This window comes from Streptomyces alanosinicus (genome assembly GCF_014650595.1).
In the GTDB taxonomy this organism is placed as follows: domain Bacteria; phylum Actinomycetota; class Actinomycetes; order Streptomycetales; family Streptomycetaceae; genus Streptomyces; species Streptomyces alanosinicus.
Map to the genome: position 1 here is coordinate 104,076 of NZ_BMVG01000013.1, position 12,123 is coordinate 116,198.

The 12,123-nt window shown below is 72.8% G+C and carries 6 protein-coding genes and 1 tRNA gene; all 7 read right to left on the minus strand.

The annotated features are described in order from the left end of the window. Positions 1-97: 97 nt before the first annotated feature. A tRNA-Thr gene (locus IE277_RS25310) sits at positions 98-174 on the minus strand. A 108-nt stretch (positions 175-282) separates the two neighbouring features. Beyond that, positions 283-1,890 carry an alpha/beta hydrolase gene (locus IE277_RS25315; protein ID WP_189955989.1) on the minus strand — a complete coding sequence of 536 codons (1,608 nt, stop codon included), beginning with the start codon at positions 1,888-1,890 and terminating at the stop codon, positions 283-285. Between the two features lie 137 nt (positions 1,891-2,027). Further along, entirely contained in the window at positions 2,028-3,233 is a 1,206-nt protein-coding gene (locus IE277_RS25320; RefSeq protein ID WP_189955990.1) for a DNA polymerase III subunit delta', read from the minus strand. A gap of 212 nt (positions 3,234-3,445) precedes the next feature. Beyond that, complete coding sequence (tmk, locus tag IE277_RS25325; RefSeq protein WP_189955991.1) at positions 3,446-6,772, minus strand: dTMP kinase; 3,327 nt, start codon at positions 6,770-6,772, stop codon at positions 3,446-3,448. Between the two features lie 149 nt (positions 6,773-6,921). After that, positions 6,922-9,753, minus strand: a complete 2,832-nt coding sequence (gene topA, locus IE277_RS25330) for a type I DNA topoisomerase (protein WP_189955992.1) — start codon at positions 9,751-9,753, stop codon at positions 6,922-6,924. A gap of 279 nt (positions 9,754-10,032) precedes the next feature. Continuing rightward, the gene (locus IE277_RS25335; protein ID WP_189955993.1) at positions 10,033-10,230 is read right to left on the minus strand and encodes a hypothetical protein; all 198 of its coding nucleotides are present in this window, start codon (positions 10,228-10,230) and stop codon (positions 10,033-10,035) included. A gap of 326 nt (positions 10,231-10,556) precedes the next feature. Beyond that, positions 10,557-12,086, minus strand: a complete 1,530-nt coding sequence (locus tag IE277_RS25340) for a N5-glutamine methyltransferase family protein (protein WP_189955994.1) — start codon at positions 12,084-12,086, stop codon at positions 10,557-10,559. Between the last annotated feature and the right edge of the window lie 37 nt (positions 12,087-12,123).

The following is a 12,123-nucleotide window of genomic DNA, read 5'->3' on the forward strand; positions in this document are numbered from 1 at the left end:
CTTCAAGACAGCAAGCAGCAGAACGCTGACACTATCGATCGCAATGCCCGAGCAACAGAAAACCCCAGGTCATAGGCTATGTGACCTGGGGTTTCAGTGGAGCCGCTTTCGGGATTCGAACCCGAGACCTACGCATTACGAGTGCGTTGCTCTGGCCATCTGAGCTAAAGCGGCGCGCTGCCCGCACCATGGTGCGATCAGCAACGTCGGTAAGTCTACACAGTTTCGGGGGGTGCTTCGTACCGGCCCCGGAGCAGGGGGCTCCGGGGCCGGGACCAGGGGCTATGAGCAGCGTTTTCCTGTGCTCGGCGGGGTGCCGCGGAGCAGATAGGTGTTGATCGAGGTGTCGATGCACGCGCTGCCGCGGCCGTAGGCGGTGTGGCCGTCGCCGGCGTAGGTCAGGAGGCGCGCCGAGGAGAGCTGGCGGGCCAGGGACTGCGCCCAGCGGTAGGGCGTCGCCGGGTCGCGGGTGGTGCCGACCACCACGAGCGGCGCCGCCCCCTTCGCCTCGATGCGATGCGCCTCGCCCGTGGCCTTCACCGGCCAGTACGCGCAGTTCAGTGCGGCCCAGGCCAGCCCCTCACCGAAGACCGGGGAGGCCTTCTCGAAGGCGGGCAGCGCCTTTTGCACCTGGTCGGGGCCGGTGAAGGCCGGCGGCAGGTCCAGGCAGTTCACGGCGGCGTTGGCCATCATCAGGTTGCTGTAGTGGCCATTGGCGTCACGTTCGTAGTAGCTGTCGGAGAGCGTGAGCAGACCCGCGCCGTCGTTCTTCTTCATCGCCGAGGACAGCGCCTCGCGCAGCTGCTCCCACTCGGCCTGGTCGTACATCGCCGCGATCACCCCGGTCGTGGCCAGCGCCTCACCGAGCTTGCGGCCGGCGGCGTCGCCCGCCGGCACGGGGTGCTGGTCGAGTTTCCGGAAGAACGCCTTGAGGTGGTCGCCGACCTGCGCCGGCGTCGTGCCCTTGCCGCCGAGCGGGCAGTCGGAGTGCCGCACACAGTCCTTGGCGAAGGCCTGGAACGCCGTCTCGAAGCCGGCCGTCTGGTCCATGGTCATCTGCCAGGCGTCCAGGGAGGGGTCCATCGCACCGTCCAGGACGACCCGGCCGACCCGGTCGGGGAACAGCCCGGCGTACGTCGCCCCGAGGAATGTGCCGTACGAAGCCCCCACATAGTTCAGCTTCTGATCGCCCAGCGCGGCGCGCAGGATGTCCATGTCCCGCGCCGCCTCCACCGTGGAGACGTGTCGCAGCAGCCGCGCGGAGTGCGCCCCGCAGTTCTCCGCGAACTTCTTGTCGGCTGTGACCAGCGCGTTCCGCTCCTGCTGGTCGTCGGGCGTCAGATCCGTCTGGGCGTACGTGTCCATCTGGCGGCCGTCGAGGCATTCGACGGGCTCGCTGCGGGCGACGCCCCGCGGGTCCACCGCGACCATGTCGTAGCGGGCACGGACGTCGGCCGGGTAGCCGACGCCGGCGTAGCTCTGCAGATAGCCGACCGCAGAGCCGCCCGGGCCGCCCGGGTTGACCAGCAGCGAACCGAGGGGCTTGCCCTTGCCGGTGGCCTTCTTCCGGGACACCGCGAGCCGGACGTCACCCGAGCCGGGCTTGGCGTAGTCCAGCGGGGCCTTCATGGTCGCGCACTGGAAGCCGGGCACCCCGCAGCTGCGCCACTTCAGCTGCTGGGTGTAGTACGACGACAGCGCGGACGGCGTCGCGCGCGGCAGCGCGGCCAGCACCGCGTCCGCCGCATCGTGTGCCGACGTGGTCGAGCTCCCGGAGGAGGAGCAGGCGGACACGAGCAGGGCGGCGGCCGTGAACAGGGTGGCCGTGAGGCGGGCCGTCGCCCGGGGGCGGGGGCGCCGGGTCCGGCGTGGGGATGGCCTGGTGTGCATCAGGCGAGCGTAACGCTGTGCGACGGATCGGGCGCGATGCGTGCGGGGGATGTGCTCGTACGGGGGACACGCGGGGGCGCGTGCGGCTGCGGGCCCCTCACCCCGGGAGCGCACCCCGGCACCTCGGCCCCGGCACCTCATCCCGCGCGCAGTGCCATCGTCATCGCCTCCACCGCCAGCAGCGGAGCCACATTGCGGTCGAGGGCCTCGCGGCACGCGCCGATCGCCTCGATGCGGCGCAGGGTGGACTCCGGGGTGCTGCCGCGCGCCAGCCGCTCCAGGGCGTCCTCCGCGTCGGCGTTCGCGATCGCCACCCGGGAGCCGAGCTGGAGGGCGAGGACATCGCGGTAGAAGGCGGTGAGGTCGCCGAGGGCGATGTCGAGGCTGTCGCGCTGCGTACGGGTTCTGCGGCGCTTCTGCATGTCCTCGAGGTCCTTCATCACGCCCGCCGTGCCCCGCGGCAGCCGGCCGCCCTGCGCCGCGCCGAGCGCCGCCTTCAGCTCCTCGGCCTCCTTGGCGTCCATCTCCTCGGCGAGCTGCTTGGCGTCCTCGGCGGCCGCGTCGACCAGTTCCTGCGCGGCCTTCAGACAGGCGCCGACCTCGTCCAGCCGCAGGGGCAGTCCGAGCACGGAGGCGCGGCGCTCGCGGGCCGCCGGGTCGGTGGCCAGGCGCCGGGCCCGGTCGACATGCCCCTGGGTGGCGCGGGCGGCGGCCGCCGCGGCCTCGGGCTCGATGCCGTCCCGCCGTACGAGCATGTCGGCGACCGCTCCCACGGACGGGGTGCTCAGGTTCAGGTGGCGGCAGCGGGAGCGGATCGTCGGCAGGACGTCCTCGATGGAGGGGGCGCACAGCAGCCAGACCGTGCGCGGGGCGGGCTCCTCGACGGCCTTGAGGACGGCGTTGGCCGACTTCTCGTTCAGCCGCTCGGCGTCCTCGACCAGGATGATCTGCCAGCGGCCGTTCGCCGGGGAGGTGAACGACTTGCGGACCGTGTCCCGCATGTCCTTCACGAGGATCTCGGCGCCCACGGCGGCCACCGCGGTGACGTCCGCGTGGGTGCCGAGCAGGGCCGTGTGGCAGCCGTCGCAGAAGCCGCAGCCGGGGGATCCGCCGAGGGCTCGGTCGGGGCTCACGCACTGCAGGGCCGCGGCGAAGGCCCTGGCCGCCTGGTTCCGCCCCGCTCCGGGCGGGCCCGTGAACAGCCAGGCGTGCGTCATCTTCGAGGCCTCGGGCGGCGGCTCGTGGGCCGCGGCGGCCGTGACGAGGGCGTCGGCGTCCCGCGCGGCCGCGTCGAGCACCGCGCTCACCTTCTCCTGCCCGACGAGGTCGTCCCACACTGTCATGGGTCACGCCGCCCTTTCGTCACACTCCGCGATCCTTGCATCCATTGTGCGGGTGGGCACTGACAACGCGGTCCGCGTGCGCGGCGGCCGCCGGTGGGACCCGTCGACGGCCGGGAGGAAACGCGAGGGCGGCGCCGGTCGGTGTTCCGAACCGCGCCGCCCTCCGCTCGTCGTATCCGGCGCCACTCGCCGTACCCGGCGGGACCCGGCCGTCAGCCTCGCCGGCCCCGGCCCCCGCGGCCCGGCTCCCCGCCCTGGTCGCCGCCGTGGTCCCGCTCGTCGTACGCCCCGAGCAGTTCGTCCGCCAGCGTCGGCAGGTCGTCCAGCGGGGTCTCCTCGGCCCAGTCGGGGCGCGGCCGGCGGCGAGGCGTGCCGTCGGCGTCGACCTGCGGCATCTCGCGCGTACGGTCCTCGGAGCCGTCGGGGCCCGCGGCGGGCCGCTCGTCCCGGAAGAAGCCGGTCGGCATCCGGTCCGCCGGAGCGTCGTCCCGTACGGGCGGCAGTACGGCCGTCTCGTCGGCCGCACCCGCGGCCACCGGAGGCAGCACGGCGGTCTCCTCGGCGGGGCCGGCGGACACCGGCGGAAGGACCGCCGTCTCGTCGGCGGGGCCAGAGGCCACCGGGGGCTGCGGCAGTTCGGCGGTCACCTCGGAGTCCGGCGGGGAGTCCGGCTGGGAGCCCTTTCCGGAAGCCGCGCCGTCCCGGGCGCCCTTGGCTTCCCGGGTGTACCTGGAGTCCTGGGCGCCGTCGGCCGCCGGGGACACCACCGGAGTCGGCACCGTCTCCTCGACACCGCGCGTGTCCGGCGACACCACCGGCGTGGGAACCGTCGCCGCGTCCGGGACGACGCCCGGCGCGGACGGCAGAGGTGTGCTGGGCCTGCGGGCCGCCGAGTCGGCCGCCGCCGCTGCCTCGGCCGCCTGACGGCGCGCCTCCTCGGCACGCAGCAGTGCCTCCTCGGCCTTGCGCTGCTTCTCCAGGCGCCGCGCCTCCTCCTCGGCGCGCAGCCTGGCCTGCCGGGCCTCTTCCTCGGCGCGCAGCCGGGCCTCTTCCTCGGCCTGCTTGCGGCGCCGCTCCTCCTCTGCCCTGCGGCGGGCCTCCTCCTCGGCGCGGGCCTTCTCCTCGGCGAGCAGCCGCTGCCGCTCCTCCTCCGCGCGCCGGGCGGCTTCCGCGGCCCGCTGCCGGGCCTCCTCCGCCTGCCGTTCGGCCTCGCGGCGCTGCGCCTCCTCCAGCTCGCGGCGCTTGCGCTCCTCCTCCTCGGCGCGCAGCCGGGCCAGCTCCTCCTGGCGCTCACGCTCCAGGCGCTCCTCCTGGGCCTTGCGCGCGGCCTCTTCCTCGGCCTTGCGGCGGGCCTCCTCCTCGGCCTTCTTCCGCGCCTCCTCCTGGGCCTTGATCTCGGCCTCGGACAGCGGCAGCACGGTGTCCAGCCGGTGCCGGATCACCGTGGTGACGGCCTCGGGCTCCTGGCCTGCGTCCACCACCAGATAGCGGCCGGGGTCGGAGGCGGCCAGCGTGAGGAAACCGGCCCGCACGCGCGCGTGGAACTCCGCCGGCTCCGACTCCAGCCGGTCCGGCGCCTCGGTGAACCGCTCGCGGGCGGTCTCCGGGGAGACATCCAGCAGGACGGTCAGATGCGGGACGAGGCCGTTGGTCGCCCAGCGGTTGATGCGGGCGATCTCGGTCGGGGACAGATCGCGGCCGGCGCCCTGGTAGGCGACGGACGAGTCGATGTAGCGGTCGCTGATCACGACCGCGCCGCGCTCCAGGGCGGGTCGCACGACCGTGTCGACGTGCTCGGCGCGGTCGGCCGCGTACAGCAGCGCCTCCGCGCGGTGCGACAGGCCGGCCGAGGAGACGTCCAGCAGGATCGAGCGCAGCCGCTTGCCGACCGGGGTGGCACCCGGTTCGCGGGTGAGCACGACCTCGTGGCCCTTGGCGCGGATCCACTCGGCGAGGGCCTCGGCCTGGGTGGACTTGCCGGCGCCGTCGCCGCCCTCCAGGGCGATGAAGAAGCCGGTCGCCGCCGACGCCTCGACCGGGTCGTCGCCGCCGAGCAGCGCGTCCTTGAGGTCCTGGCGCAGCGGGATGCCGGAGCGGTCGTCGACCTTGGCGAGCACCAGCGCCGCCACCGGCAGCAGCAGCGCGCCGACCAGCATCAGCGTGAAGGAGGCGCCGCCGTGCGCGAAGACGAACCGGCCGTTCTCCATGCGGTGCCGGCCGATGAGCCCGGCGACCACGGGGGCGATCAGCGCGCCGAGCGCGATGAAGACCCGGACGACCGCGTGCAGGTGCTCGGTGACTCGCGCCCGGCGGTAGTCCTCGGTCTCCTGGTCGAGCAGGGCGTGCCCGGTGTTCGCGGCCACGCCCGCGCCGGCACCCGCCACCGTGACGATCAGCAGGACCGTGGTGACGTCCGGGACCAGCCCGGCGGCCAGCAGGGCGATGCCCGTGAGGGCGATCGCGAGGGCGAGCAGCCGACGGCGCGAGAGCGAGGGCAGCAGCGCGGGGGCCGTACGGATACCGACGGCGACTCCGCCGGTCAGGCCCAGCACCAGCAGGCCGTACAGGACCGGGCCGCCACCCAGGTCGGTGGCGTGCAGCACACACACCGACACGGCGGCGGCGATGGCTCCGGCGACCGCGGCGCAGGCCGGGACGAGCAGCGGGATCGCGCCCGTACGGCCCTTGTCGACGCCGGAGCCGGTGCGCGGGCGGCGCAGGCCCTCCAGCGGGGACCGCGCGCGCGGGGTGCGCACGTCGGACAGCTCCAGGAAGGTCAGCACGGACAGGGAGGCGGCGAACAGGCCGGCCGCCACATACGCCGCGAGGGCCGCGTGGTGCTGGTCGAACCAGACCACGCCGACGCCCAGCAGGTTGTTGAGCAGGGCGGCGACGACCAGGGCGGCGGCGGCCAGCGGGACGGCGAGGAAGCTCGTGCGCAGGGAGAGGCGGCGCAGGGCGTCCATGTGGTCCGGCAGCGGCCGTACGGTGGCGCCCTCCGGGGGCGGACCGGGCAGCAGGGCCGGGGCCGCGCTCTCCCGGCACACCGTCCACAGGCGCTCGGCGACACCGGTGACGAAGGCGGTGACCAGCAGGACGGCCAGTGCGTTGTCCGGGGTCCAGTCGATCCACAGCGGCGCGACGATCAGCAGTGCGGCGCGCACGCCGTCGGCGCCGACCATCGTCCAGCGGCGGTCGAGCGGACCCTCCTGGGCGGTGAGCGTGGTCAGCGGGCCGAGGAGGACCGCGCCGAACAGCAGCGCGGCGAGGACACGCGCGGCGAAGACCGTCGCCACTGCGAACGCCACACCTCGGTACCCACCCCCGAAGGAGCCCTGGGAGATCGCCGCCTGGAGGGCGAGGACGACCAGGACCAGGAGTGCCAGGGTGTCGCCGACACCGCTCACCAGCTGCGCGCTCCACAGGCGCCGCAGCTGCGGTCGGCGCAGCAGGGAACGGACGGCACGCTCGCGGGAGTCCGCGACGAGGGCGTCGTCCGGTGCGGTGGTGGGGGCCGTTGGCTGCTCGGCTCGCGTCATGCGTTCAGCCTATCGGCAGCCACCGACAGCACACGCCGCCCGTCCTGGCATGCGCGCGCCCCGACACCAAAGTGATGCCGGGGCGTTCGCTGAGCGAAGCCGAAGAGGCGGCCGACACCGGGACAGTCCCCCCGGATCGGCCCTCCGCCTCAGTCCTCCGCGCCGGAAGCCGTCGCCTTGGAAGCCGTCGCCTTCTTGGCGGTCGTCTTCTTCGCCGTGGTCTTCTTCGCGGCCGCCGTCGTCTTCTTCGCCGCCGTCTTCTTGGCGGCGGTCTTCTTCGCCGGGGCCGTCTTCTTGGCCGCGGCCTTCTTCACGGTCTTCTTGGCAGGGGCCTTCGCGCGCTTCTCGGCGAGCAGCTCGAAGCCGCGCTCCGGGGTGATCGCCTCGACGCTGTCGCCGGAGCGCAGGGTCGCGTTGGTCTCGCCGTCGGTGACGTACGGGCCGAAGCGGCCGTCCTTGACCACGACCGGCTTTCCGGAGACCGGGTCCTCACCCAGCTCCTTCAGCGGCGGCTTGGCGGCGGCCCGACCGCGCTGCTTGGGCTGGGCGTAGATCGCCAGCGCCTCCTCCAGCGTGATCGTGAAGAGCTGGTCCTCGGACTGCAGCGAGCGCGAGTCCGTGCCCTTCTTCAGATACGGGCCGTAGCGGCCGTTCTGCGCGGTGATCTCCTGGCCCTCGGCGTCGGCGCCGACGATGCGCGGCAGCGACATCAGCTTCAGCGCGTCGTCGAGCGTCACCGTGTCGAGCGCCATTGTCTTGAAGAGCGAGGCCGTGCGCGGCTTGACCGCGTTCTTGCCGGTCTTCGGGGTGCCCTCGGGGAGGATCTCCGTGACGTACGGGCCGTAGCGGCCGTCCTTGGCGACGATCGTGTGGCCGCTGGCCGGGTCCGTGCCCAGCTCGAAGTCGCCGCTCGGCTTGGCCAGCAGCTCCTCGGCCAGCTCGACGCTCAGCTCGTCCGGCGCCAGGTCGTCGGGGATGTCGGCGCGCTGGTGCTGCTCGGAGTCCTTCTCGCCGCGCTCGATGTACGGGCCGTAGCGGCCGACGCGCAGCACGATGTCGTTGCCCACCGGGAACGAGGACACCTCGCGCGCGTCGATCGCGCCCAGGTCGGTGACCAGCTCCTTGAGACCGCCGAGGTGGTCCCCGTCGCCGTTGCCCGCCTCGGCCGCTCCGCCGTGGCCGGTGCCCTCGCCGAAGTAGAAGCGCTTCAGCCACGGCACGGCCTTGGCCTCACCGGCCGCGATGCGGTCGAGGTCGTCCTCCATCTTGGCGGTGAAGTCGTAGTCGACGAGCCGCCCGAAGTGCTTCTCCAGGAGGTTCACCACGGCGAAGGACAGGAAGGACGGCACGAGGGCCGTGCCCTTCTTGAAGACATAGCCGCGGTCGAGGATCGTGCCGATGATCGACGCGTACGTCGACGGGCGGCCGATCTCGCGCTCTTCCAGCTCCTTGACCAGGGAGGCCTCGGTGTAGCGGGCCGGGGGCTTGGTGGCGTGGCCGTCGACCGTGATCTCCCGGGCGGACAGCGCGTCACCCTCGGCGACCTGCGGCAGCCGGCGCTCGCGGTCGTCCAGCTCGGCGTTCGGGTCGTCGGCGCCCTCCACGTACGCCTTCAGGAAGCCGTGGAAGGTGATCGTCTTGCCGGAGGCGCTGAACTCGACGTCCCGGCCGTCGGCGGCGGTGCCGCCGATCCGCACGGTGACGCTGTTGCCGGTCGCGTCCTTCATCTGGGAGGCGACGGTGCGCTTCCAGATCAGCTCGTAGAGCTTGAACTGGTCGCCGGTCAGGCCGGTCTCGGCGGGAGTGCGGAAACGATCACCCGAGGGCCGGATCGCCTCGTGGGCCTCCTGCGCGTTCTTGACCTTGCCGGCGTACGTACGCGGCTGCGGGGGCAGATAGTCGGCGCCGTACAGCTGCGTGACCTGGGCACGTGCGGCGGCCACGGCGGTGTCGCTCAGCGTGGTGGAGTCCGTACGCATGTAGGTGATGTAGCCGTTCTCATACAGCTTCTGCGCGACCTGCATGGTGGCCTTCGCACCGAAGCCGAGCTTGCGGCTGGCCTCCTGCTGCAGCGTCGTCGTACGGAACGGGGCGTACGGCGAGCGGCGGTACGGCTTGGACTCGACGGAGCGCACGGAGAACCGGGTGTTCTCCAGGGCGGCGGCGAGGGCGCGGGCGTTCACCTCGTCGAGGTGGAGGATCTGCTCGCTCTTGAGCCGTCCCAGGGAGTCGAAGTCGCGGCCCTGCGCGATCCGCCGGCCGTCGACGGTCTGCAGTCGGGCGACCAGCGACGACGGGTCCGACGAATCCCCCGCGCGGCCGGTCGCGAAGGTGCCCGTCAGGTCCCAGTACTCGGCAGAACGAAAGGCGATGCGCTCGCGTTCCCGCTCCACGACGAGTCGCGTGGCGACGGACTGCACGCGGCCGGCCGACAGCCGGGGCATGACCTTCTTCCACAGGACCGGCGAGACCTCGTAGCCGTAGAGGCGGTCGAGGATGCGGCGGGTCTCCTGGGCGTCGACCATGCGCTGGTTCAGGTCGCGCGGGTTGGCGACGGCCGCACGGATCGCGTCCTTGGTGATCTCGTGGAACACCATGCGCTTGACCGGGACCTTCGGCTTCAGGACCTCCAGGAGGTGCCACGCGATGGCCTCGCCCTCGCGGTCCTCATCGGTGGCGAGCAGCAGCTCGTCCGAGTCCTTCAGCAGATCCTTGAGCTTCTTGACCTGGGCCTTCTTGTCGGCGTTGACGACATAGATCGGCTCGAAGTCGTGCTCGACGTCCACACCGAGGCGGCGGACCTCGCCGGTGTACTTCTCGGGCACCTCCGCGGCGCCGTTGGGGAGGTCGCGGATGTGCCCGACGCTCGCTTCGACGACATAGCCGGGGCCGAGATAGCCCTTGATCGTCTTCGCCTTGGCAGGCGACTCGACGATGACGAGTCGGCGGCCGCCCTGTGCGGTCTCGCTGGTCGGGGACAACTTCGCTCTTCTCTCCGGTCGACGCTGGGGCCTCCCCAGGCCTTCGTCCCGGGGTCGCGGCGTACTGCTGGCACGTGTGACGCTGCGGAGTGTGACGGTACATCCCGCCCCCGTGTCAAACGGGAAAAGCCCACAACGGCCACTCGAACGGTAACCCGACTACCGCCATTCCTGCCGCCCGGAGTACCGGGTACCCACATCAGGCATGTCCGGAGCGTGACGCTCCCTTTTACTCCCGCGGCACTCCGCGGCGCGCTGCGCGCCGTGCTCCCGCCGACGTCAGAGGCGGGTCAGGCAGTACACGGCGAGGGCCAGTGCGATGGTCCCGGCCACGCTCGCGAGGGTGGCCGATGCGACCTGGTTCACACCCTGGGCGACCGGCTCGCGACGCTTCAGGCGGGTGCCGGTCCAGGCCAGCAGGGCGCCTCCGAACAGGGCGAACACCGTTCCCGCGAAGATCGCCGACACGCTCTCCACCGCCTGCCCCGCCCTCCGTGCGCTCCGGCCCTGCCCAGCGCCGGGAGAGTGGCACGCGCGGGAGACGGACGGGCGACATCGGGATGAACGGAGGTTCGACGCATTACCGAACATGCGATCGAGCAACGTCGGCGCGGGCACGAGGTCCGTATTTTTCCGGCCGTTTTCCCGGAACCGGCGCGTCACGGCTCCCGCCGCCGGTCCGCACCGGCCCGTGCCCCCGGCATACGACGATGATCCGGGCCGGGTCACCCGGGCGTCCGGGGACAGCTACGCCCGCACGGGCACCCGGCGTACCGCAGGCGAACCAGTCGCCGTACCCCTCCTCAGCCCGCCGGTTCGAGAAAGCCCTGCTCCACCAGCAGCCGGATCTGCGTGGGTGTGCGGTCGCGGAGCAGCACCGGCTCCTCGTTCATGAGCTGGGCGATGGCGTCCAGGATGCGGCCCGCGCTCAGCGTGCCGTCACAGACGCCCGCGAACCCGGCGCCGATCGTGTCCACCTTCGTCGCCCTGCGCATCCCGCGGTGCTGGCGCAGCACCACATGCTCGGGGTCCTCGGCGCCGGGCAGCCCGACCTGCTCCTGGACCACTTCCCCGGCGAGCCTGAAGTGGCTGTCGAGCAGCGCCGCGTCGTCGTGCTCCCGGAGGTAGTCGAGGCGCTCGAAGTGCGCCCGGATCGTGTCCCCGAGGGGCTGCTCGACCGGGTGCGGCCACTCCTCCACGGTGACGACGGGCTCGGCGGAACCCGTCCTGCGCAGAGTGATCCAGCCGAAGCCGACCGCCTTGACCTTGCGCGCCTCGAACTCGTCGAGCCAGGCGTCGTAACGCGCCTGGTAGTCCGCCGGATCCCCGTGGTGGTCACCGGCGTCCCTCAGCCACAGCTCGGCGTACTGCGTGACGTCCTGCACCTCGCGCTGCACGATCCAGGCATCGCACCCGCGCGGCACCCACGACCTGAGTCTGTCCTGCCAGTCCTCCCCTGCCACGTGCTGCCAGTTGGCGAGGAACTGCGCGAACCCGCCCTCGTTCAGCCGTTCCCCCGCCTGTTGAACGAGCGAGCGGCACAGATCGTCCCCACCCATGCCGCCGTCCCGGTACGTCAGCCGGGCGCCGGGCGAGATGACGAACGGCGGGTTGGACACGATCAGATCGAAGGTCTCGCCGTCCCGGACCGGCTCGAAGAGCGAACCCTCGCGCAGATCGGCGGCCGGCGCACCGGAGAGCGCGAGCGTGAGCGCGGTGATGTGCAGGGCGCGCGGGTTGAGGTCGGTCGCCGTCACGCGCGTGGCGTGCTGGGCGGCGTGCAGTGCCTGGATGCCGGAGCCCGTGCCGAGGTCCAGGGCGGACGCGACCGGCGTGCGGACGGTGATGCCGGCGAGGGTCGTGGAGGCGCCGCCGACGCCCAGGACGACCCCCTCGTCACGCCGGCCGATGCCGCCGGCGCCGCCGACCGCGCAGCCCAGGTCGGAGACGATGAACCAGTCCTCGCCGCCCGGGCCGCCGTAGGGCCGTACGTCCACGGTGGCGGCCACCTCGTCGGCGCCCACACGCGTGAGCCACCGGGCCTCCAGTGCCTCCTCGGCCGGCAGAACGGCCGCCACGCGCGCGTGCGGCACCGGCTGCTGGAGCAGGAAGAGTCGTACGAGCGTCTCCAGCGGCGTGTCGCCGCGGGTCGCGCGCAGGGCGGGGACGGTCTCGCTGCGGGCCAGCGCCGCGTACGCGGGGGCGCCGAGCAGGTCGAGCAGCCCGTCGGCGGTGAAGGAGGCGGCCAACAGCGCGTCCCGCAGGCGCGCGGCGGCGTCGGGCCGGTCGGAAGCGGGCAGGGAGGCGGGTCCGGAGTCAGTCACGCCCCCCATTGTGGCCCGCGACACCCCCCGGACGCGGCCTCAGCAC

Bases quoted from the DNA above. Each gene is read 5' to 3' on its own strand.
- IE277_RS25315 (WP_189955989.1), bottom strand. From the start codon at position 1,890: ATGCACACCAGGCCATCCCCACGCCGGACCCGGCGCCCCCGCCCCCGG.
- IE277_RS25320 (WP_189955990.1), bottom strand. From the start codon at position 3,233: ATGACAGTGTGGGACGACCTCGTCGGGCAGGAGAAGGTGAGCGCGGTG.
- tmk (WP_189955991.1), bottom strand. From the start codon at position 6,772: ATGACGCGAGCCGAGCAGCCAACGGCCCCCACCACCGCACCGGACGAC.
- IE277_RS25340 (WP_189955994.1), bottom strand. From the start codon at position 12,086: ATGGGGGGCGTGACTGACTCCGGACCCGCCTCCCTGCCCGCTTCCGAC.